This is a genomic window from Variovorax sp. PBS-H4, from assembly GCF_901827205.1.
Taxonomy (GTDB): Bacteria; Pseudomonadota; Gammaproteobacteria; order Burkholderiales; family Burkholderiaceae_C; genus Variovorax.
In genome coordinates this window covers 6,328,084-6,349,734 of record NZ_LR594675.1, presented here as the reverse complement: position 1 = coordinate 6,349,734, position 21,651 = coordinate 6,328,084, and the positions used below count along the sequence as shown (strand labels likewise).

The following is a 21,651-nucleotide window of genomic DNA, read 5'->3' as shown; positions in this document are numbered from 1 at the left end:
GAGCCATGGCAGAAGTGATCGAGATCTCGCGGCTGGCGCTGCACGACCAGGTGGCGGCCCGCCTGCGCACCATGCTGATCGAAGGCCAGATCCCGCCGGGCGCCAAGCTCAACGAGCGCGAGCTGTGCGAGCAGTTGCGCGTCTCGCGCACGCCGCTGCGCGAAGCCATCAAGCTGCTGGGCGCAGAGGGCCTGGTGGACCTGCTGCCCAACCGAGGCGCGGTGGCCGTCAAGCTGACGGAGGCCGACGTGGAGAACACCTTCGAGCTGCTGGCCGCGCTCGAAGGCCTGTCGGGCGAGCTGGCGGCAAGTCGCATCACCGCCCCTGAAGTGGCCGAGCTGCGCGCCCTGCACTACGAAATGATGGCCTGCTTCGCGCGCCGCGATCTCTCGGGCTACTACCGCATCAATGCGCGCATCCACACCGCCATCAACGACGCCGCCAAGAACCCCGTGCTCGCCAACACCTACCGCGCGATCAATGCGCGCGTGCAGTCGCTGCGCTTTCGCACCAACCAGGACGAGGCCAAGTGGAAGCAGGCGGTCGCCGAGCACGAACGCATGATCGACGCGCTCGCCGCCCACGACGCCGCGGCCCTGCGCGAGGTGCTGATCGAGCACCTCCATCGCAAGCGCGACACGGTGCTGGCGCTGCTGCGCGCCGGCCAGGTCTATCCCGAGGCGGCCCAGGCGGGCAAGCGCTGATGCGCATCGATCCTGCCAGCCGCCTGCGGCCCGCCGGCACCGTGCTGCCGTCCAACGAGGTCTGCGCCCAGCTCGCGCGCCGCCTTGCGGCCGAAACCGAGGGCGAGGTGCTGTTCGACGACGCCTCGCGCGGCCGCTATGCCACCGACGCTTCCATCTACCAGATCATGCCGGTGGGCGTGCTGGTGCCGAAGACCGAGCGCGACGTCGCCATCGCCATCGACATCGCGCGCGACCTGCAGGTGCCGGTGCTCGCGCGCGGCGCTGGCACCAGCCAGTGCGGCCAGACCACCGGCGCGGCGCTGGTGATCGACAACAGCAAGCACCTGCGGCGCGTGCTCGAGCTCGATGTGGCCGAGCGCCGCGTCACCGTCGAGCCGGGCCTGGTGCTGGATCACCTCAATGCGCAGCTCAAGCCGCACGGCCTGTGGTTTCCGGTCGATGTCTCCACCAGCGCGCAGGCCACGCTGGGCGGCATGGCGGGCAACAACTCCTGCGGCTCGCGCTCCATCGCCTACGGCAACATGGTGCACAACGTGCTGGGCGCCAGCGCCTGGCTGTCGGATGGCGAGCTGGTCGACTTCGGCCCCGTCGCCACGCTCGGCGCGCGCGCCGCGGGCCTCGCGCAGCATGTGCAGCAGCTGGCCCGGCAGCACCGCGCCGAAATTGCCGAGCACTGGCCCAAGGTGATGCGCCGGGTCGCCGGCTACAACCTCGACATCTTCGACAACCAGAGCGAGCGGCCCTACACCGCCGACGCCAGCGTCAACCTCGCGCACCTGCTCATCGGCGCCGAGGGCACGCTGGCCTACACGCGCAGCCTGACGCTGCGGCTTTCCGAGCTGCCGCGTGCCAAGGTGCTGGGCGTCGTCAACTTCGCCAGCTTTCACGCCGCGATGGATTCGGCCCAGCACATCGTGAAGCTGGGCCCGACCGCCGTCGAGCTGGTCGACCGCACCATGATCGAGCTGAGCCTCGGCAACCCGGCTTTCCGGCCGACGGTCGAGAAGGCCCTGATCGGCAAGCCCGCCGCCATCCTGCTGGTGGAGTTCTCCGGAGACGATAGCGCCGGGCTGCTGCACCAGCTTCAGCAGCTGGTCGAACTCATGGGCGACCTGGGCCTGCCTGACAGCGTCGTGCGCATGCCCGAGGAGGGCGCGCAGAAAGCCCTGTGGGAAGTGCGCAAGGCCGGCCTGAACATCATGATGAGCCTCAAGGGCGACGGCAAGCCGGTGAGCTTCATCGAAGACTGCGCCGTGCCGCTCGAGCACCTGGCCGCCTACACCGACGGGCTGACCGAGGTGTTCGCGAAGCACGGCACGCGCGGCACCTGGTACGCCCACGCATCGGTCGGCACGCTGCACGTGCGCCCCATCCTCGACATGCGCACCGATGGCGCCGCCAAGATGCGCGCCATCGCCGAGGAAGCCGGCGAGCTGGTTCGCAAGTACAAGGGCGCCTTCAGCGGCGAGCACGGCGACGGCCTGTGCCGTGGCGAGTGGATCGAGTGGCAGTTCGGCCCGGCCATCAACGAGGCCTTCCGCGCCATCAAGACCCGGTTCGACCCGATCGGCCTGTTCAATCCCGGCAAGATCATCGACCCGCCGAAAATGGACGAGGGTGCCCTCTTCCGCTTCGCGCCCGCCTCCGCACCGCAGCCCTACAAGCGCATTCCCATCACGCCCGTGCTGGACTGGTCCGCCTGGAACGTGCAGGCCGATCCGGTGACCGAGGAGACCACCCTCCCCGGCACCGGCGGCGACGTGACCGGCGGCTTCGCCAAGGCCGTCGAGATGTGCAACAACAACGGCCACTGCCGCAAGTTCGACGCCGGCACCATGTGCCCCAGCTACCGCGTGACGCGCGACGAGCAGCACCTCACGCGCGGGCGCGCCAACACGCTGCGCCTGGCGCTCTCCGGCCAGCTCGGCCCCGACGCCTTCACCGGGGACGCCGTTCGCGACGCCATGGACCTGTGCGTCGGCTGCAAGGGCTGCAAGCGCGATTGCCCGACGGGCGTGGACATGGCGAAGATGAAGATCGAGTTCCTGGCGCACCACAGGAGCAAGCACGGACACACGCTCGCCGACCGGCTGGTTGCCCGCCTGCCGGAGTACCTGCACACCGCCAGCCGCATGCCCTGGCTCTTCAACCTGCGCAACCGCATGCCGGTCCTCGCCCGCCTGGGCGAGCGGCTGCTGGGGCTGTCGGCCAGGCGCTCGCTGCCGGCGTTCCGCGGCGACACCTTCTGGCGCGAGCGCGACGCCGCACTCTTCACCAGCCGCGACATGGTCATCGCCGCGGCCATCAGCGGGCGCAAGGCCGCGGTGCTCTTCGTCGACACCTTCAACGGCGGCTTCGAGAGCGAGAACGCCTGGGCGGCAGCCCGCGTGCTCAAGGCCGCTGGCTACCTGCTGCACACCGTCGAGAAATTCGGCGGCCACCATTGCTGCGGCCGCACCTACCTGGCCACCGGCATGGTGGAAGAGGCCAAGGCGCGGGCGGGTGCCCTCATCGACGCGCTGCTGCCCCTGGCCGAGGAGGGTGTCCCCATCGTCGGGCTCGAGCCTTCCTGCCTGCTGACCCTGCGCGACGAGACGCTGGCCATGGGCCTCGGCGACAAGGCGCAGACGGTCGCCGCGCAGGCGCTGCTGTTCGAGGAGTTCGTGGCGCGCGAGATGCGCGAAGGCCGCTTCAAGCTCGGCTTCAGGCCCGCCGGCAAGCCCATCCTGCTGCATGGCCACTGTCACCAGAAGGCCTTCGGTGCGGTCAGCCCCATCCTCGAGGTGCTGAAGCGCATTCCCGGTGCGAAGCCGGAACTCATCGAGAGTTCCTGCTGCGGCATGGCCGGGAGCTTCGGCTACGAGGCCTCGCACTACGAGGTGTCGATGCGCATGGCCGAGGCCGCCCTGCTGCCGGCGGTGCGCGGCCAGCCCGACGCGATCGTCCTGGCCGATGGCACCAGCTGCCGCCACCAGATCGCCGACGGCGCGCAGCGCCGGGCGGTGCATGTGGCGCTGCTGCTGGACGCGCTGATGGTCTGAACGACGAGCGCCGGCGATGGATCGAGGCGCCTAGCCTTCCTCGCCCTCGCCGCCGATCTCGCTCGCCAGCCGGACCGCCTCGGCGAGGTGCGACAGCTCCAGCGCATGCTGCCGCGCGAGCTGCGACAGCACCTTGCGCCCCTTGGGAAGCAGGTGCACCTCCACGAGCCGCCGGTCGACGGTGCTGGGCTGGCGCCGGACCAGGCCGGCCTCCTCGCAGCGCGATACCAGTGCCACCACCCCGTGCGGCTGCGCCTGCAGGCGCTCGGCAATCTCGCTGATCGAGGCCCACTCGCGGCCCGGGAAACCCTGCGTGTGCAGCATCACCTGGTATTGCTGCACGGTGACGCCGGCCTCGCGCGCCGCATCCTCGCTGAATCGCAGGAAGCTGCGCAGCCGGTGCCTGAACGCCGACAGCGCCTCCATGCGCCGCTTCGACGCGCTCTGCTCGTTCTTGGACATGTTGATCTACCTGCGGGAAGTCCCCGCAATGTAGCAAGGCGCTTCCTTTCCTGCCGAGCGGCACAAATGCCGGGGCCAGGGTAATTACTCATTATGTGAGGTAAAAAGCCTCATAACATGACGTAATTCGATCGCGGCGCCGTAGACGGACCTGCATCCGCATGCGGGACGGGCGTCGCCTGCGCCTGCGCGGCCCTCCGGCTGCGCATGGCCGACCGGCCTGCGCCGGCACGGCGGTCGTTTCCTCCTTGTCCCGATCCTTCGAAAGTGCATTCATGAAAATCAGGAGCCAACGAGACTTCTTCGCCGGCTTGATGTTCGCAGTCGTCGGCGCTGCGTTCGCCATCGGCGCCACCAACTACAGCATCGGCACCGGCGCCCGCATGGGTCCGGGCTATTTCCCGCTCATGCTGGGCGTGCTCCTGGCCGTGCTGGGCCTGGGCGTGATCCTCGGCGCCGTCACCATCGACACTCCCGATGGCGAACCCATCGGCCGCATTGCCTGGAAGCCGCTGCTTCTCATCATCGGCGCGAACCTGGTCTTCGGCATCCTGCTGGGCGGCCTGCCCAGCATCGGACTGCCGGCCCTCGGCCTCGTTGTCGCGATCTACGCCCTGGTCGTCGTCGCCAGCCTGGCCGGCTCCACCTTCCAGATGAAGGCGGCGCTGATCCTGGCCACGGTGCTTGCCATCGGCAGCTACGTGACCTTCATCCTCGGCCTGAGCCTGCAGTTCCAGGTCTGGCCCACCTTCATCACGGGCTGAGGACCCGCATCATCATGGAACTCATCGAACATCTCGCGCTCGGCTTCGGCCATGCGGTCACGCTGCAAAACCTGATCTATGCCTTCGTCGGCTGCCTGCTGGGCACGCTGATCGGCGTGCTCCCGGGCATCGGCCCGGTCGCCACCATCGCGATGCTGCTGCCGGCCACCTATGCGCTTCCGCCGGTGGCCGCGCTGATCATGCTGGCCGGCATCTACTACGGCTCGCAGTACGGCGGCTCCACCACCGCGATCCTGGTCAACCTGCCGGGCGAATCGTCCTCGGTGGTGACGGTGATCGACGGGCACCAGATGGCCAAGCAGGGGCGCGGAGGCGCCGCGCTCGCGGCCGCCGGCCTGGGCTCCTTCTTTGCAGGGTGCGTCGGCACGCTCATCCTCGCGGCCTTCGCACCGCCGCTGACCGAGCTGGCCTTCAAGTTCGGCCCCGCCGAGTACTTCTCGCTGATGGTGCTGGGCCTGATCGGCGCGGTGGTGCTGGCCTCGGGCTCGCTGCTCAAGGCCATCTGCATGATCGTGCTGGGCCTGCTGATCGGACTGGTCGGCACCGACGTGAACTCCGGCGTGGCGCGCTTCAGCTTCGACATTCCGGAACTGACCGACGGCATCAGCTTCATCGCCATCGCCATGGGTGTGTTCGGCTACGGTGAAATCATCTCCAACCTGGCGCAACCCGAGCACGAGCGCGAGGTCTTCACCGCGAAGCTGCAGGGCCTGTGGCCGACGCGGGAGGACTTCAGGAACATGATTCCGGCCGTGCTGCGCGGCACCGCGCTGGGCTGCTCCCTGGGCATCCTGCCCGGCGGCGGTTCATTGCTGTCGGCCTTTGCCTCGTACACGCTGGAGAAGAAGCTCAGGCTCGGTGCCGGCGAGATTCCCTTCGGCAAGGGCAACATCCGCGGCGTGGCCGGGCCCGAGTCGGCCAACAATGCGGGCGCGCAGACCTCCTTCATTCCGCTGCTGACGCTCGGCATTCCCGGCAACCCGGTGATGGCGCTGATGGTCGGCGCGATGACCATCCACAACATCCAGCCCGGCCCGCAGGTGATGACCAGCAACCCGGAGCTCTTCTGGGGCCTGATCGCCTCGATGTGGATCGGCAACCTGATGTTGATCGTGCTCAACCTGCCGCTGATCGGCATCTGGATCAAGCTGCTGTCGATTCCCTACCGCTGGCTGTTCCCGGCCATCGTGCTGTTCTGCGCGATCGGCGTTTACTCGACCAACAACAACACCTTCGACGTCTGGATGGTGGGCCTGTTCGGCATCATCGGCTATGCCTTCAGCAAGCTGGGCTGCGAGCCTGCACCGCTGCTGCTGGGGCTGATCCTCGGACCGATGATGGAAGAGAACCTGCGGCGTGCGCTCCTGCTGTCGCGCGGCTCCTGGAGCGTTCTCGTCACGCGGCCCATCTCGGCCGGCCTGCTGGTGGCCGCCGCTTTGCTGCTGACCATCGTGCTGATGCCCGCGGTACGGTCCAAGCGCGAGGAGGCCTTTGTCGAGGAAGGTTGATGGCCGGTGGCGTGGATCCACCTGAAGACCCAGGCCAGGGAGCGGGTGGAATGGGACTCGCAGCGAGTCGTCGAAACTCCCCGGCGATACCCGATTCCGGGTCGGCGCTCTTCGGGTCGACCCGCAATGCTATGGCGTGAGCCGGCGGGGCTGACCTACGAGCGCTGGTACATCGCCCACTTCAATGTCAACAGGTCTGCGGCGATCTTGGCGGCGTTGACCCCCGCATAAGACTCCTCAGGATCGAACTCGAACGCCTGTTGGTATCTGACGATTTCCGCGTAGTCCTTGTCGAAGACCATCGGACCCGTCAGTTCGGCCGGATCGACTCCAGCCGGAAGGGCCAGAAATTTCTCTGGATTGGTGGCACTCTGATAGAGGTCGACGCTCAACAGATTCATACATCAGTCCTCGATAGTCCGCCGGATGATTGCCGGCAATCGGGACGCGCGCAATCAGCGCCGGCCTACACGGCGTTCAGCGCGATTTCAGGTCGATGACGCCCGGGGCCTGGCCGCGCCGCCCCTGCGCGCGGCGGGCCGCGCCGGCGCGCCCTCCGCGCGGGCCGTCTCCTCCAACAGCTCCAGGAAGCGCAGCGCCAGCGGAGGCAGTGCGGCACCCTTGCGCGTCAGTGCGCCGATGGTGCGCGTGAAGCGCGCATCGGCCATCGGCAGCGGTACCAATCCTTCGCCGATGGCCATGCCCAGCTGCGACTCGCTCATGATCGACACCAGGTCGCTCTGCGCCACCAGCCGGTTCAGCTGCCCGCCGGCTGTGTTGCTCACTTCCACCGTCACGCGCGGCGGCGGCAGCCCGGCCTCGGCCAGCCGGCCTTCCACGTTGCGCCGCGCCGCGACCGCGGGCCCCGGCAGGATCCAGCGCGCATCGACCAGGTCCTGCAGCCGCAGGCGCCGCTTCGACAGCAGCGGGTGGTGCTCGCGAACCACCAGGCACAGCGCGTCGTCGATCAGCGGCAGCGCCTGCAGGTCCGGCGCGACCACGCCCGGCAGCGCGTTGATCGACAGGTCGATGTCCCCCAGCCGAAGCGCCGCCACCAGCGCATCGTTCAAATTCAGCATCAGCCGCAGCCGCGCGGCCGGTCGCTGCCGGTGCAGCGCCACCGTTGTTGGTACGAACAGCCGCTGCGCGTACAGCGGCGAGACTCCCACTCGCAGCAGTCCCAGCTCGCCGAGGTGCATGTCCGCCGCCTCCTTGATCGCCTCACCGAGGCTCGTGCGCAGCGCCTGAGTGCGTTCCCGGAACTGCGTGGCCACGGCCGTCAGCTGCATCCCGCGGCTGCTGCGCTCGAAGAGCGGAAAGCCCAGCTCCTTCTCCAGCCGCTGCAGTCCCTGCGTGATGGCCGGCTGCGAGACGTCCAAGGCCGCCGCGGCGGCCCGCACCTTGCCGTGATGCGCCACCGCCAGGAAATAGTCGATGTCGTCGAGCCGCACGCCCATGTCGCTTGCCTCCGGGCCCTGCGCCGGGCCCTTGTCTGGTGATCACGCCAGCTTATCAGGGCTGCCGTTTCGCTTATCCAGCGTTGCCCGCCGTCTTCCTAGACTGCAAGCCATACGGAGACACCTCATGAACCTCGGCACGTACACCGCGCGCAGCGCACGCTTCTGGGCCGACCGGCCCGCCATCCTCTTCCGCGACCGCGTGGTCAGCTACGCCGAGCTGGAACGTCGGTCCAATCGCCTCGCGCACGCCCTCCTCGCGCTCGGCCTGCAGCGTGGCGACCGCGTGGCCGTCGTTTCCCCGAATCGCCCCGAGATCGTCGAGCTCGAATGCGCGCTCTACAAGCTGGGCCTGGTCAAGGTCGCGCTCAACGCGCGCCTCGCTCCCGCCGAGCTGGCCGATGCGCTCGCCAACGCCGAGCCGGTGGCCTGTCTCGCCGGCCCCGAGCACCGCACCATGGTTGACGAAGCCGCCGCCCCGCTCGAGGGCCTCAAACACCGCATCGCCTTCACCCCCGCTCCCGCCGAGCGTGGCTGGCTCGACTACGAAGCCCTGCTGGCCCAGGCCTCGGACACGCACATTCGCGTCGACATGCGCCCCGACGAACTCGCCGTGCTGCACTACACCTCGGGCTCGACCGGCAAGCTCAAGGCGGCCATGCAGACCGTGGGCAACCGCATGGCATCGCTGCGCAAGATCGTCATGGGCCGCATGCATGCCGGCCGCGGCGACCTGCTCATGCTCTGCGGCCCCATCACCCACGCCAGTGGCATGTTCATCCAGCCCATGCTCTACCAGGGCGCCACGGTGCTGCTCATGGAGCGCTTCCAGCCCGCCGAGATCCTCGAGGCCATCGAAAAGCATCGCGTCACCATGTGCTTCTTCGTCCCCGCGATGATCAATGCGCTCCTTGCCGAGCCCACCATCCGCACCCGCGACCTGAGCAGCCTGCGCCTGGTCTCCTACGGCGCCGCGCCGATGTCCCCGGCGCGCATTCGCGAGGCCTGGGCCGCCTTCGGCCCCGTCCTGTCGCAAGGCTACGGCGCCGGCGAGACCACCGGCGGCGTGATTGCCCTCGGCATCGAGGACCACGCGCTCGCCATCGAAGGCGGCCGCCCCGAGCTGCTCTCCGCCTGCGGACGCCCCTCCTGCGAATCCGACATCCAGGTGCTCGACGAGCAGGGGCGCCCCGTCGAGGGCGACGACATCGGCGAAATCTGCGTGCGCGGGCCCGACGTCTTCGCCGGCTTCTGGCGCGCCCCCGAGTCCACTCGCGAAGCCCTCGGCGACGACGGCTGGCTGCACACCGGCGACCTCGCCCGCGTGGACCGCGAGGGCTACATCCACATCGTCGACCGCAAGAAGGAAATGCTCGTTTCCGGCGGCTTCAACGTCTACCCCACCGAGGTCGAGGCCGTGCTCGCGCAGCATGCCGCCGTGTACGAGGTCTGCGTCATCGGCGTGCCCGACGACCATTGGGGCGAATCGGTCAAGGCCATCGTCGTGCTGCGAGACGGCGCCCAGGCCGAGGCCGGCGAGCTCATGGACTTCTGCCGCGGCCGGCTCGCCGACTTCAAGCGGCCGCGCTCGGTGGAATTCATCGATCACCTGCCCAAGAACGCGAACGGCAAGCTCTCACGCAAGGACGTGCGCGAGCCCTACTGGCGCGGCCGCGAGCGACGCGTCAACTAAGCACGGGGCCCACGCCATGGATGCAAACACCACCTCCACCCCCACCCTGCGCAGCGCCGAAGCCCCCCGTTTCGAAGGCTCCGAAGCCGCCCGGGATTTCATCGCGCGCGTGCTGGCCTTCATCCGCGAGGAGCTGCAGCCCCTCGTGGCCGAGCACGGCATCGACTACGAGTCCGGCGCGCCGCGCCCGGTGCTCGACGAGGTCTGGCGCCGTTCGCGCGAACACGGCTTCTACGGCGTCACCCTGCCCAAGGCTTTGGGCGGCGCCGGCTTCAGCGTGCATGACCACTGCCTCATCAAGGAAGCCATCTACGCCAGCGGCTCGCCCCTGGCGGCGCACGTGCTCGGCGAGCTGTCCGGCCCGCCGCGCGTCGGCGCGCTGGCAAAGCACGCCACGGCTGACCAGATGGGCCGCTTCATCCTCCCCGTGGCCCGCGCCGAAAAGGCCATCTGCTTCGCCATCACCGAACCCGAGGCAGGCTCCGATGCGGGCGCCGTCCAGACCCGCGCCGTGCGCGTGGGCGACGAGTTCGTCCTCAACGGCACCAAGCGCTTCATCTCCGGGTCGCCCTTCTGCGACATGGCCGTCGTCATCGCCTCCACCAGCGACGACCCCGAGCGGCGCGAGACCACCGCCTTCTTCGTGGAGCGCGACCGCCCCGGCTTCAAGGTCGAGACCGGCTACAAGACCATGGCCGGCCAGTCGGGCACCGGCAACATCGTGCTGACCGACTGCCGCATCCCCGCCGCCAACCTCATCGGCGAACAGGGCAAGGGCCTTGCGCTTGCGCTCGGGCGCATCACCGTCAATCGGCTGCTGCACTGTCCTGCCATGCTCGGCCTTGCGCGCCTCGCCCTGCAGGATTCGTTGGCCCACGCGACGCACCGTCGCCAGTTCGGCCAGCCGATCGGCGCCTTCCAGGCCGTGCAGCACATCCTGGCCGACATGGCCACCGAGCTGGCCGCTGCCCGCGCGCTCATGCTCAGCGTCGCCCGCACCCTCGACGCCGGCGGCGAGGCCCGCGCCGATGCCTCGATGGCCAAGCTCTTCTGCTCCGAGACCGCCTTTCGCATCGCCGACCGGGCCGTGCAGGTGCACGGCGGAGAAGGCATCGTCCAGGGCAGCCGCGTCGAGTTCCTGTTCCGCCTGCTGCGCATGTACCGCGTGCTCACCGGCACCAGCGAGATCCAGCGCAACACCATCGCCCGCGAACTGCTGGGCGGCGCAGTCCGCTGACGCCTTCCATACAACAGCCTCTGGAGACACACCCATGAACACCATTCGCCGCGCCCTCGTCCTCGCTGCCGCAGCAGCGGCCGCCCTCGCCACCACTGCCGGCGCGCACGCGCAGGACTACCCCAGCCGCCCCATCAAGTGGATCGTCCCCTACCTCGCCGGTACCGCGCCCGACACCACCGTGCGCATCACAGGCGACGCGATGTCGAAGATCCTCGGTCAGCCCATCGTCATCGAGAACCGCGGCGGCGTCGCCGGCAACATCGGCGCCCAGCTCGCCGCCAAGGCGCCCGCCGACGGCTACACCTGGGTCTACAGCGGTTCGCCCATGGCCACCAACATGCGCATGTACCGCAAGCCCGGCTTCGACGTGATGAAGGACTTCATCCACGTCGGCCGCATCACGCAATCCGACTCGGTCATCGTGGTCAACCCGGACTCGGGCATCACCAGCGTGAAGCAGCTCGTCGAGCACCTGCGCAAGAGTCCCGGCAAGATGGCCTATGCCTCCGGCGGCGTCGGCACGCCCTCGCACATGGGCGCCGAGCTGATCCTGGCAGCCACCGGCACCAAGGCGCTGCATGTGCCGTACAAGGGCGCCTCGGAATCCACCAATGCCGTTGCCGGCAAGCAGGTCGACTTTGCGCTCTCCCTCGTCGCGCCTGCGCTGCCGCACATCCAGGGCGGCAAGCTCGTGCCGCTGGCGGTCCTTTCACCCGAACGCAACGTCCGGCTCGACAAGGTGCCCACGCTGGCCGAGGCGGGAGTACCCGGCATTTCACTCGTTTCCTTCGGCGGGCTGGCCCTGCCCAAGGGCACACCCGCGCCCGTCGTGCAGAAGGTGCGGGAGGCGTTGGGCCAGGCGCTTGCGACGCCCGAAGTGCGGGAGAAGCTCGAGGCCAATGGCGCGGCAGTCGTGCCGAGCACGCCTGAGCAGTTTGCTCAGAGCCTGCAGGCGGAAATCGCGCTGACCGAGAAGCTCATGAAGGTGGCGAATATCGAGCCGCAATAGCCCTTGCGGCTGCACGCGGCCGCCGACGGCCGCGTGTGAAGTTTCTGACTGGGCGGTTGGCGGAACTCAGGGCTTCTTCGTGACCGTCTTGACGGCGTCCTTCACGTCGCCGACCTTCTTCTGCACAGCGCCAGCCGTCTTGTCCGCAGTGCCTTCGGCCTGCAGTCTTTCATTGCCGGTTGCCTTGCCCACGGTCTCCTTCACACTGCCCTTGGCCTGCTCGAGGCCGCCTTTGACTTGATCCTTGTTCATCTCGATTCCTCTGGAAGGTGTTGACCCGGGAGCGATGGCACCACCGTGTCACTGCCATGTGGCAGCAGTCGAGGTGTCGGCTGATGCCAGTCCAGCGCTGGAGCTATTTCGTCGCGTCTTGCTGTAGTACCTGCCTGACACCTCGCTGGTTTCGCATTCGAGACAGCGCGATCACGGCGCGAACTCCTCGCGCTGCAGCGCCGGCCTATGCGGCGTTTCTCACGAACTTCAGGTGAGTCACATCCGGGGCCGTGACCGTTTTGGCCAACGCGAGCGCCTGCAGGGAGCCGAGGCCATCGAACAAGCGCTCGCCACCGCCGAGCAGCTTTGGAACCAGGTGCAACTGCATCTCGTCGACCAGCCCGGCCTTGAGGTACTGCTGCGCAGCGCGCGCGCCGCCCGCCAGCGCGACGTCCTTTCCGCCGGCGGCGCGCCGCGCCTGATCCAACGCACTTTCGATTCCGTCGGTGACGAAGGTGAAGCTCGTGCCGCCTTCCATGATCAACGGGTCGCGCGCGTGATGCGTCAGCACGAACACAGGGTGACGAAAGGGCGGATTGCGGCCCCACCAGCCCTCCCAGGGGTCTGTCTTGCTCCACGGGCCCGGCCCGCCGCCGAACATGTTGCGGCCCATGATGGTCGCGCCGATGTTGGCAAGTTCCTCTTCCATCACCGGCGTGCTCTCGTTGGCCACGCCGCCCTCCAGGCCATGCGGGCGCCGCCAGGCCTCCAGCGGGAACACCCACTGGTGCAGCTGCTCGCCGCCGGTGCCCAGCGGCTCCTGCAAACTTTGATTTGGACCCGCGACGAATCCGTCCAGCGACATGGAGATCCTCAATCGAAGCCTTGACATGCTGTTCACCCGTTGAATGCGAAGCAGCGAGTCTAGGAGCTGCGGATTCGCGCAGCAATGACAATCAAGCCGCGGTTTCTGCCGCCATTGAGAATGACGCTTCGCTCCATGACCCGCGTGTCGCCCCTTCCCCCCATTACCGATGCCATCTCAGCCCGAGTGGCCATGCACCCCATCGCTGCCCGCCTGCGCGCCGAGGGCATACAACAATTCCGTGCACCGCCCCCCGAACCCACCACCTGCTGCGGCAGGGGCTGCAACGGTTGTGTGTGGGAAGGCTACTTCGCGGCCGTGACGTGGTGGTGCGAGGATGCGTTGGAGCACCTGGCGCGCGGGCCGGGCTGACTGCCAGGCATCCGAGCCTAGAGGAACCTACTCACGCCGAAGGTGCGGCACAGTGGTCCGGCCGCTCACGGTTTGCGCTGGCAAAAAAACCTTCGAGTCGGGTCCCTGTTCCTCCCGACATCGCTAACGAACGATGATCTCGAACCCCTTGTTTGACGCTCTCGAGGCTTGCAACGGAGCCTTTGGTCAGGGTTCAGCCGCGAAATACAGTCCGCTGAAGAACGGGAACGAACGTTCCGGGTAGCCCGGCAGGTACAGGGATCTCTCGTGAACTAGCCATCGATCCCGCAAGGTGTAGCCCAGTGCCTCGACACTGCGAATCAAGCGATCTCGGTTGAACACATGCAGGGGCGCGAAGCATCCCTCGCCGATGTTCTGGGTGGTCACGAAGTCATCACCGTCGTAGAGAGGCAACTTGTTGAGCAACAGGTGCATGGGCATCGCCTTGCTCCGCTTGAGCAGATCGCCCGGTCGCGCATCTTCCATGTACTGGAGAGCGCCCGCGGAAATCCAGACCTCAGCGCCGCCGCTCAGAGCTCCTTCCAGGTCATCGGTAAAAAACAGTTCGGGAACTCCACGTTCGGCAGCGAGCTTGCGGCCGATCGAGACGATTGCCGGAACCTCGACGACCCGCCAAGTCACCTCGGGAGGCATTTCGATGTAGCGCCGATAGGCAAGGCAATGGACACCGACGGAGCCGCCTATGTCCAGCACGCTCCTGGCCCCATGACGAAACGCGCGCTCGAGCCACCACATCACAGGATAGTCATAGGCGAATACCTGCTGGGTCCGGACTTCGACGTATTCGGTCGCCAGAGCCTCGTTGTTGAATTCCGGGTTCGGAGGCAGCCATGCCCGCGCAGCCGCAAAGCTGTCGAACAAACCGAAGTAGAAGCCGAACCCATCCTTGCCAAGAAACTGTTTCCGCCGCCATCGCACCAATGCGGATCGAGTGACCGGTCCCTCCAAAAGCTCGCGCACGATCTGCGCGGCGCTCGCATGTGTCGTCATGGCAACCTCCTTCTCGGCGGCTTCGCAGGGGCCGGGCTAATGCGCCGCTTCGAGCGTGGTGACCGTGAACTTGCAGTCGACGTTCTCGGCCTGAAAGCAAACCTTGACGCAAGCCTGAACCGTGTCGGGCATCGCGTCCTCCTTCACCTGGAAGACCATGGTCGTGGCGGGCATATCCAGGTTCTTCACCGGGCCGTGCTTGAGCGTGAGCTTCTTGCTCTCTTTGTCCACCTTGCGGACCTCGCCTTCGGCGAGCTCGGTGGTGGTGGTGGCGGGATCACCGCTTGTCGCTGGCGCTGCGCCGCCGCATAGCGTTGTCGAGGGAGGCACCAAGCCGGTGGCCGCTGACCGTGGCAGAGCTGGATGCGCGAGGCCTCGCATCTATCAGCTATCGGATGTCAGAGCTAAATCACCGATCTGATTGACGCGCGTTGGCGGAGCATGCGAGTCGTCGTCCGGACGCGGCCGAGGTCGTTGTGCAAACGCTTGGCCCCATTGTGAAGTCCTTAGTACGTGAAGGCGGCGGACCTCTTGGCGCGAGATGTCATCGGAGCTGGTGAACTCCGCTTTCGATTCATATTCCACTTTGATGGCTGAATGCGGGCCAGGAGCGGTCGTCCCATGGCGCGTCTGCGGCGTTCGCGAACGAGTCAAATGCGGGCATTCGCTGATTCGAACGATCATCCAATTGCGATGTACATTGATGTCGGCCTCCGGGTGCATCGCCTGGGGGGTCTGTGCATTCCGATCGGGCGATGAGCGGCGCGGCCAAGCGGCGCAACGCGATGTGCTCTCTGCCAGGAGGTTGTCGTGACTGAGCAAACCATTGCGTTCGACTACGCCGAGAAGGGTTCAGGCCCCGCCATCTTGTTTCTGCCCGGGAGTTTCGGAACGGGCACGGGCTGGAAGGCCGTTCTGGGACATCTCGGTGACCACTACCGCACGGTCACGACCAGCCTGCTGGGCTACGGATCGACGCCCGACACCCGGCCGGACGGCAATGCCACCATGGCGCAGCAGGTCGATCTCGTCGATCGGATCATCCACCGGATCGGCACGTCTCCCCATGTCGTGGGGCACTCGTACGGTGGACTTTCCGCCCTCGTGCATGCCCTGACGGGGCGGCGCAAGCCCCAGAGCTTGCTGCTTGTAGAGGCAAACCCTCTGGGCCTCCTGCGTGCGGCGGGCGATCTGGAGCACTACGCGATGTTCGAGTCGATGACGCGTCCGTACTTTTCCGACTTCGCGCGGGGCGATGCCGAGGCGGCTCGCCACGTCATCGACTTCTATGGCGGCCTGGGCACCTTCGATTCGATGCCGCCGAAGGTTCGCAGCTACGTCGTCTCGACCACGGCGGTGAACGTACGCGACTGGTCCTCCGGAACGCCCTTCGAACCCGGCAAGGAGACGCTGCGGTCGATCGCCATTCCGACGACGGTGGTTCGCGGAGCAAACGGCCACCCTGCCATGCGCCGGATCGCCGAGCTTCTATACGATTCGATCCCCTGGGCCCATCTCGTCACGATCGAGGGCGGGAGCCACTTTCTTCCCAGCAGCCATGCGGCGGAGATCGCCGCAGTGATCAGGCAACACGTCGATGGAATGCCGACGACGTAAGGCATGACGTTCGCCCGCGTGGCCCGGCGGCCATGTCTGCGGCCCGAACCCTTCGGTCGAGGCGAAGTGTTCTATCGCCTGCGCCGTGCGATCTCTGCCGCTTGAGCGCCGATCAAGTCCGCACGTTCCTTCATCACTTGCACCACGCTTTGCACCCGTTTGTCCGGAAGCCGTTCCGTGATCGTGGCGATCGCCAAGCCGGCAATGGTGCGCCCATCCGCCAGGCGCACGGGAACTGCGAGAGCACGAGAGCCCGGCACGACGCCGACTGGGGCGTAGGCATAACCCAAGGCGCGGGCCCGTGCCGCGCGGTCCAAGACTTCGTCCGGGTCGACGTGCATGGCTTGCAGCCGGTGTGTGTTGCGCCGCACGATCTCGACGGTCTCTGCATGGGGCAACGACGCGAGCAGCACCAGGCCGCTGACCCCAACGCCCAAAGGCCGGCGGGCACCGATCTCGATCGACAGCACCTTGACAGGAAAGCTGCCCGGCCAGCGATCGATGCAGACCGAGTCGGCCCCGTTGCGGATGGTCAGGAACGCGGTGTCGCCCAAAACGTCGCTGAGATAGCGCAGATGCGGCTCCGCAATGGCGCGGATCGGAAACCGTGCTGATCGCGCAAGGCCAAGCAGCGAGACATCTCCGCCGATCATGTAGCGCCTTGTTGAAGGGTCCTGTTCGACCGCGCCTTCCTCGATCAGCACGCGTAGCAAGCGATGCACGGTCGGGCGATTGAGCCCGGTATGACTGACGACGTCCGTGAGCCGGACGCCGCGCTCCTGCCCAGAGGCGAGCACGCGGAGGACTGCCAAGGCACGGCGCACGCTTTGCGCACCCGCAGTCCCTTCGCCTTCATCAGGGGGCATCAGCGATCCATCACCGACTTGGGAGTCTGCTGCATGCCTCGCAGGGTGACGATCTCGCCGAGCCTCGCGTAGTTCGGCCCGCCGATGCGACAGACCGGATCCAGCAGCCGGGTGTCCACCTTGCCGTCGCTCACCAATCCTTCCCGAAGGTGGAAGGTAGTGACTTCGCCGACAAAGAACTCTGCGCCTGTGCTTCCGAACTCGATCACTCGCTCCAGCCGGCACTCCATGCTGATTGGCACTTCGGCAAGACGAGGCACACGGATCGTCAGGCTGGGCAACGTGGGCAGTCCCAGCAACTCCGTCTCGCTGACGTCCGGTTGGTGCTCCGCGCTGCTCTCGTGAATGGCCGTCAATTGCGACGCGTTGCCGATGTTCACCACGAACTCCCCCAGCGCATGAATGTTGGCCCCGGTGTCCTTTCGCTGACCCGCCTTGCGACCCACGTTCACGCCCAGTAGCGGCGGCTTGTTGGACACGAAGGTGAAGCAGGAGAACGGGGCAAGATTGACCACCCCTTGAGAGGAGAGCGAGGTGATCCAGGCGATCGGACGCGGCACCACGATGCCGCTCATCAAGCGGTAGGTGGCTTCCGGCGACAGTGTGGCAGCTTCCAGGAACATGGCGGGGCCTCTTGCCAAAGTTGCAGTGCGCTCGATTGTCCGCAGGCGTGCACCGCATGCCGACCAGAGACTTCCAAAAACGTCCACCTTATGGACTTAAGTCTGCATCTGCCATTGCAGCGAGGCAAGCTGATTTCTACAGTCTCCATTCGGCCACGGAGCTCGCGAATCGTGGCTCCACCCACAGGAGACATACACCTTGAAAATCGCCAACGTCATTCTTGCTGTCAGCGCCGCTCTGGCGGTATTGCCTGCGGCGGGCCAGAGCAACTGGCCGGACAAACCCGTCAAGCTCGTGCTTCCGTATCCGCCGGGCGGAAACGTCGATGGAGCCGCCCGGATCATCAGCGAGCAGTTGCAGGCCCTCCTGAAGCAGCCCTTCATCGTCGACAACCGACCCGGGGCCGGCGGAATGATCGCCGGCGAAGCCGTCGCCAAGGCGCAACCGGACGGCTACACCTTCTTCATGGGTGCGAACGGGCCGATCCTGTTCTCTCCAACCATCTTCAAGCGCAACAACGCCTATGACTGGAAGAAGGACTTCGCGCCGGTCAGCTCGGTGTCATTCACACCGCTGGTGCTTCAGGTGCATCCATCCACGCCGTACAAGACGATTGCCGACCTGATCGCTGCAGGCAAGAAGTCTGGCAACGCGCTGACGATGGCCTCGCCCGGCGCCGGAACTCAAAACCATCTGGTCAGCGAATACCTGCAGCGGGAAAGCGGCGCGCATTGGACCACCGTGCACTACAAGGGCAACGCGCCGGCGACCACGGATCTGCTCGGCGGCCAGGTCCAATTCAACTTCGACCAGATCTCGGTGGCAGGCCCGTTCATCCAGCAAGGCCGCACGCGTGCGCTTGCCGTGACGTCGCCCAAGCGCCTGCCGCAGCTGCCCGACGTTCCGACGCTGCAGGAAGCCGGCTTCAAGGACTTCAGCACTGAAACCTTCACGGGCATTCTGGCGCCGCGCGGCACCCCGCCCGAGATCGTGGCGCGCTTCTCGGAGGCGCTGCAGAAGATCCTGGCCGACAAGGCCGTCCAGGGCAAATTCCAGGCGCTCGGCTCCGAGGCGCGCGGCAGTTCCCCCGAGCAGTTTCGTGAGTTCCTGACCAAGGAAGACGCGCGCTGGATGCCCGTCATCAAGCAAGCCAACATCACCGCAGAATGACTACGGCCCCAAACCTCGGGCGTGCCGCTCCGGCCGCGCGCACCAGCATCTACGTCGAGGGATTCAGCCACAAGAATCCCATTCCCGCGGCGTGCCGGATCGGCCCCCTGCTGGAGAGCGGGAGCATCCAGGGCAACGACCCCGCGACTGGCAAGCCGGCGGCCACGATCGAGGCGCAATGCCGCTTCATGCTCGAGAACATGCGTCGCATCGTCGAGTCGGCTGGCGGCGGCACGCAGGACATCGTCAAGGTCACGGTCTGGATGAAGGACCGCAGCCAGCGCCCGGCGCTCAATGTGCCATGGCTCGAGCTGTTCCCGGACGCTGCCTCGCGGCCCGCCCGCCACGCGATCATCGCGCCCGAACTCGACATGGGCAAATTGATCGAGTGCAGCTTCACGGCCTGGATCGCCTGAGCCGCCCCCGATTTCCGGAGTTTCCATGCCCGACTATCTTCCTTTCGACCCGCATCCCCGCGCGCCCGCGCCTCTGCCTCCTGCACTTGCTTGCGACAGCCAGTTCCATGTCTTCGGTCCGCGCGAGCGCTATCCGGTGCGGCCGAATGCCGCCTACGAGATGCCGAGCGCCACCTGGCAGGTGGCCGCAACCATGCATGCCACGATCGGCATCGAACGCGGCGTCATCGTGCAGGCCACTACCTACGGCGCCGACCACAGCGTGGTGCTCGATGCACTGGAGGGTCTCAATGGCGGAGGGCCTCGCCGCTACATGGCGTGCGCCAATGCCGCAGTGCTGACCGAACGCGACGACGCCTATCTGCAGAAGCTGCATGACGCCGGCGTGCGCGGCGCTCGCTTCACGCGCGGCGGCCTCGGCATCAGCCTGAGCGCCAATGAGCAGGCGCGTGCCTTCGCGCGCGTCAAGGAACTCGGCTGGTACGTGAAGGTGCAGCCGGAACCCGGCGGCATCGCCGAGCAGCTTTCTACCTTCGAGGGGCTCGATGTGCCGGTACTGCTCGATCACATGGGACGGGCCGATCCATCTTTGGGTGACGCCGATCCAAGCCTGCGACGCATGCTTGAGTTGTTCAAGCGCGGCAACTTCTGGGTGATGCTGTCGCTTTCCGAGAAGCTGTCCAAAGCCGGCGCACCATGGGACGACGTCGTGCCGCTGGCGCAGCGCCTGATCGATGCGGCGCCCGATCGCTGCGTTTGGGGCAGCGACTGGCCGCACCCGGTGTCTGTCAAGCAGCCCCCCAACGAAGGCGCGCTGCTCGAACTTCTCTACCGCTTCGCGCCCGACGCGCCAACGCGTCGCAAGATCCTCGTCGACAACCCTGCCCGCTTCTTCGGATTCGAGACCCCATGAAACTCGTCAGCTATCTCCACGAAGGCGCTGCGCGCTGGGGGTGTGTCGTCGACGACGGCATCATCGATCTCGGCCGCCGACTGCCATCGTTCTCATCGGTTGCGGCGTTGTTGGAGGGCGGAGAAGCCGCTCTGTCCCAGGCGCGTGCCGTGGCCGAAGGCGCCGCTGCCGACCACGCGTTGGCCGACGTCCGCCTCGACACGCCCGTTGCCCGACCGCGTCGCGTGTTCTGTATCGGCGTGAACTATGCACACCGAAACGCCGAGTACAAGGACGGCAGCGAGCTGCCGAAGTATCCAAGCATCTTCATGCGCGTGGCCGAATCGTTCGTGGCCCATGGCGAGCCTCTGCTGCAGCCGCTCGAATCGAGGCAGCTCGACTACGAGGGCGAGATTGCCATCGTCATTGGCCGCCGTGCGCGCAGGGTCAAGGACGGCGATGCTCTGGCCTGCATCGCAGGCCTGACCTGCATGAACGAGGGCACGATCCGCGACTGGGTGCATCACGCCAAGTTCAACGTCACGCAGGGCAAGAACTGGAACGCTTCCGGCGCGATCGGACCTTGGATCGTGACGGCGGACGAGTTTCCGCAGGGCTATGGCGATCTGCGCGTGCAGACGCGAGTCAACGGCGAGACGCGGCAGGACGACACCACCGCGAACCTGATGTTCGACTTCGCCTATCTGATCGGCTACCTGTCGACGTTCACCACCCTGGAGCCCGGAGACATCATCGCCACCGGAACACCCATCGGTGCAGGCATCCGCTTCAACCCGCCGAAGTTCCTGCAACCCGGGGACGTGGTCGAGATCGAAGTCGGCGGTGTCGGCGTCCTGCGCAACACGGTGCATGCCGAAGGAGTTGCGTCGTGAGTCTGGACGCGGACACCTTGGTGCGGGCGGCCGAGCGACTGGAGCAAGCGGAGCGCACCCGCGTGCCCTGCCGCCAATTCTCGCTCGACCATCCGGAAATGACGATCGAGGACGCCTACGCGATTCAGCATGCGTGGATGCGGCTCAAGGTGGACAACGGCCGGTTCATCAAGGGGCACAAGATCGGCCTCACTTCCAAGGCCATGCAGCGCGCGGTGGGCATATCGGAGCCGGACTATGGCACCTTGCTCGACGACATGTTCTACCGGGACGGCGCCGTGATTCCCGCCGACCGCTTCCTGCAACTGAAGATCGAGGCCGAACTCGCCTTTGTGCTGCGAAAGCCGCTGTCGGGCCCGGATTGCACGTTGTTCGACGTGTTGGACGCGACCGCCTACGTCACGCCGGCGCTGGAAATCCTCGACGCGCGGATCCAGCGCGTCGACCCCGAGACCCAGCGCACGCGCAAGGTGGTCGACACCATCTCCGACAACGCCGCCAACGCGGCCCTGGTGCTCGGAGGGCGACCCTTCCGGCCCGATGCGGTCGATGCCGACATGCGCCGCATCGGGGCGATCGTGAGCCGCAATGGCGAGGTCGAGGAAACGGGGTTGGCAGCGGGCGTGCTGAATCATCCAGGGTACGGCGTCGCGTGGCTCGCGAACCGGCTGCATCGCTTCGGCGTGACCCTGGAAGCAGGGGAGGTCGTGCTGGCGGGCTCCTTCATCCGACCGGTCGACGTGGCCAGGGGTGATACGGTGGTCGCCGACTACGGCGAGTTCGGGACGGTCTCCTGCTACTTCGGATGAA

23 protein-coding genes are annotated in these 21,651 nt (G+C 66.8%); 14 read left to right on the top strand and 9 right to left on the bottom strand.

The features are described from left to right. Window positions 1–5 precede the first annotated feature (5 nt). Both E5CHR_RS30210 and E5CHR_RS30205 read left to right on the top strand, forming a co-directional pair. Window positions 6–704 (top strand): GntR family transcriptional regulator, encoded by a 699-nt coding sequence (locus tag E5CHR_RS30210; protein WP_162583431.1) that lies wholly within the window; start codon window positions 6–8, stop codon window positions 702–704. Next, window positions 704–3,748 (top strand): FAD-binding and (Fe-S)-binding domain-containing protein, encoded by a 3,045-nt coding sequence (locus E5CHR_RS30205; protein ID WP_162583430.1) that lies wholly within the window; start codon window positions 704–706, stop codon window positions 3,746–3,748. Before E5CHR_RS30210 ends, E5CHR_RS30205 begins: the two co-directional genes overlap by 1 nt. A gap of 30 nt (window positions 3,749–3,778) precedes the next feature. Here the strand turns inward: E5CHR_RS30205 and E5CHR_RS30200 are convergent, their stop codons facing one another. Then, the gene (locus E5CHR_RS30200) at window positions 3,779–4,210 is read right to left on the bottom strand and encodes a MarR family winged helix-turn-helix transcriptional regulator (protein WP_162583429.1); all 432 of its coding nucleotides are present in this window, start codon (window positions 4,208–4,210) and stop codon (window positions 3,779–3,781) included. 275 nt (window positions 4,211–4,485) lie between these two features. On the opposite strand from E5CHR_RS30200, the gene E5CHR_RS30195 reads away from it, so the two are divergent. Further along, window positions 4,486–4,974 carry a tripartite tricarboxylate transporter TctB family protein gene (locus tag E5CHR_RS30195; RefSeq protein ID WP_162583428.1) on the top strand — a complete coding sequence of 163 codons (489 nt, stop codon included), beginning with the start codon at window positions 4,486–4,488 and terminating at the stop codon, window positions 4,972–4,974. A gap of 14 nt (window positions 4,975–4,988) precedes the next feature. Continuing rightward, complete coding sequence (locus E5CHR_RS30190) at window positions 4,989–6,503, top strand: tripartite tricarboxylate transporter permease (RefSeq protein WP_162583427.1); 1,515 nt, start codon at window positions 4,989–4,991, stop codon at window positions 6,501–6,503. Window positions 6,504–6,658: 155 nt separating this feature from the next. Here the strand turns inward: E5CHR_RS30190 and E5CHR_RS30185 are convergent, their stop codons facing one another. Both E5CHR_RS30185 and E5CHR_RS30180 read right to left on the bottom strand, forming a co-directional pair. Then, entirely contained in the window at window positions 6,659–6,904 is a 246-nt protein-coding gene (locus tag E5CHR_RS30185; RefSeq protein ID WP_162583426.1) for a hypothetical protein, read from the bottom strand. 87 nt (window positions 6,905–6,991) lie between these two features. Further along, window positions 6,992–7,960: a LysR family transcriptional regulator gene (locus tag E5CHR_RS30180; protein ID WP_162583425.1), complete on the bottom strand. Its 969-nt coding sequence runs from the start codon at window positions 7,958–7,960 to the stop codon at window positions 6,992–6,994. 127 nt (window positions 7,961–8,087) lie between these two features. On the opposite strand from E5CHR_RS30180, the gene E5CHR_RS30175 reads away from it, so the two are divergent. From E5CHR_RS30175 to E5CHR_RS30165, 3 genes are read left to right on the top strand one after another with little or no spacing between them, the layout of a single operon-like run. Beyond that, window positions 8,088–9,653 (top strand): AMP-binding protein, encoded by a 1,566-nt coding sequence (locus E5CHR_RS30175; protein WP_162583424.1) that lies wholly within the window; start codon window positions 8,088–8,090, stop codon window positions 9,651–9,653. Window positions 9,654–9,669: 16 nt separating this feature from the next. After that, window positions 9,670–10,890 carry an acyl-CoA dehydrogenase family protein gene (locus E5CHR_RS30170; protein WP_162583423.1) on the top strand — a complete coding sequence of 407 codons (1,221 nt, stop codon included), beginning with the start codon at window positions 9,670–9,672 and terminating at the stop codon, window positions 10,888–10,890. 34 nt (window positions 10,891–10,924) lie between these two features. Further along, complete coding sequence (locus E5CHR_RS30165) at window positions 10,925–11,902, top strand: Bug family tripartite tricarboxylate transporter substrate binding protein (protein ID WP_162583422.1); 978 nt, start codon at window positions 10,925–10,927, stop codon at window positions 11,900–11,902. A gap of 66 nt (window positions 11,903–11,968) precedes the next feature. Here the strand turns inward: E5CHR_RS30165 and E5CHR_RS30160 are convergent, their stop codons facing one another. After that, window positions 11,969–12,154: a CsbD family protein gene (locus tag E5CHR_RS30160; protein ID WP_162583421.1), complete on the bottom strand. Its 186-nt coding sequence runs from the start codon at window positions 12,152–12,154 to the stop codon at window positions 11,969–11,971. Between the two features lie 205 nt (window positions 12,155–12,359). Further along, complete coding sequence (locus E5CHR_RS30155) at window positions 12,360–13,007, bottom strand: dihydrofolate reductase family protein (RefSeq protein WP_162583420.1); 648 nt, start codon at window positions 13,005–13,007, stop codon at window positions 12,360–12,362. Between the two features lie 165 nt (window positions 13,008–13,172). Here E5CHR_RS30155 and E5CHR_RS30150 point away from each other — a divergent pair, with 165 nt between their 5' ends. Beyond that, the gene (locus tag E5CHR_RS30150) at window positions 13,173–13,352 is read left to right on the top strand and encodes an oxidoreductase-like domain-containing protein (protein WP_232062248.1); all 180 of its coding nucleotides are present in this window, start codon (window positions 13,173–13,175) and stop codon (window positions 13,350–13,352) included. Window positions 13,353–13,538: 186 nt separating this feature from the next. On the opposite strand, the gene E5CHR_RS30145 is transcribed toward E5CHR_RS30150, so the two are convergent. Next, complete coding sequence (locus tag E5CHR_RS30145; RefSeq protein WP_162583419.1) at window positions 13,539–14,363, bottom strand: methyltransferase, TIGR04325 family; 825 nt, start codon at window positions 14,361–14,363, stop codon at window positions 13,539–13,541. A gap of 36 nt (window positions 14,364–14,399) precedes the next feature. Beyond that, window positions 14,400–14,693, bottom strand: a complete 294-nt coding sequence (locus E5CHR_RS30140; RefSeq protein WP_232062247.1) for a copper-binding protein — start codon at window positions 14,691–14,693, stop codon at window positions 14,400–14,402. 480 nt (window positions 14,694–15,173) lie between these two features. Here E5CHR_RS30140 and E5CHR_RS30135 point away from each other — a divergent pair, with 480 nt between their 5' ends. Next, entirely contained in the window at window positions 15,174–15,980 is an 807-nt protein-coding gene (locus tag E5CHR_RS30135) for an alpha/beta fold hydrolase (protein WP_162583417.1), read from the top strand. A gap of 71 nt (window positions 15,981–16,051) precedes the next feature. Here the strand turns inward: E5CHR_RS30135 and E5CHR_RS30130 are convergent, their stop codons facing one another. Further along, window positions 16,052–16,846 carry an IclR family transcriptional regulator gene (locus E5CHR_RS30130; protein ID WP_162583416.1) on the bottom strand — a complete coding sequence of 265 codons (795 nt, stop codon included), beginning with the start codon at window positions 16,844–16,846 and terminating at the stop codon, window positions 16,052–16,054. Then, the gene (locus E5CHR_RS30125) at window positions 16,846–17,469 is read right to left on the bottom strand and encodes a flavin reductase family protein (protein WP_162583415.1); all 624 of its coding nucleotides are present in this window, start codon (window positions 17,467–17,469) and stop codon (window positions 16,846–16,848) included. The genes E5CHR_RS30130 and E5CHR_RS30125 overlap by 1 nt, the downstream gene beginning before the upstream one ends. A gap of 205 nt (window positions 17,470–17,674) precedes the next feature. On the opposite strand from E5CHR_RS30125, the gene E5CHR_RS30120 reads away from it, so the two are divergent. The 5 genes from E5CHR_RS30120 to hpaH are packed head-to-tail and all read left to right on the top strand — an operon-like array spanning window position 17,675 to window position 21,650. Beyond that, window positions 17,675–18,640 (top strand): Bug family tripartite tricarboxylate transporter substrate binding protein, encoded by a 966-nt coding sequence (locus tag E5CHR_RS30120; RefSeq protein ID WP_443083132.1) that lies wholly within the window; start codon window positions 17,675–17,677, stop codon window positions 18,638–18,640. Continuing rightward, window positions 18,637–19,056, top strand: a complete 420-nt coding sequence (locus E5CHR_RS30115; protein WP_162583413.1) for a RidA family protein — start codon at window positions 18,637–18,639, stop codon at window positions 19,054–19,056. The genes E5CHR_RS30120 and E5CHR_RS30115 overlap by 4 nt, the downstream gene beginning before the upstream one ends. A 25-nt stretch (window positions 19,057–19,081) precedes the next feature. Then, a complete protein-coding gene (locus tag E5CHR_RS30110) occupies window positions 19,082–19,969 on the top strand; it encodes an amidohydrolase family protein (protein WP_162583412.1) in 888 nt (295 codons plus the stop codon). Further along, a complete protein-coding gene (locus tag E5CHR_RS30105; RefSeq protein WP_162583411.1) occupies window positions 19,966–20,841 on the top strand; it encodes a fumarylacetoacetate hydrolase family protein in 876 nt (291 codons plus the stop codon). The genes E5CHR_RS30110 and E5CHR_RS30105 overlap by 4 nt, the downstream gene beginning before the upstream one ends. After that, complete coding sequence (hpaH, locus tag E5CHR_RS30100; RefSeq protein WP_162583410.1) at window positions 20,838–21,650, top strand: 2-oxo-hept-4-ene-1,7-dioate hydratase; 813 nt, start codon at window positions 20,838–20,840, stop codon at window positions 21,648–21,650. Before E5CHR_RS30105 ends, hpaH begins: the two co-directional genes overlap by 4 nt. Window position 21,651 lies beyond the last annotated feature (1 nt).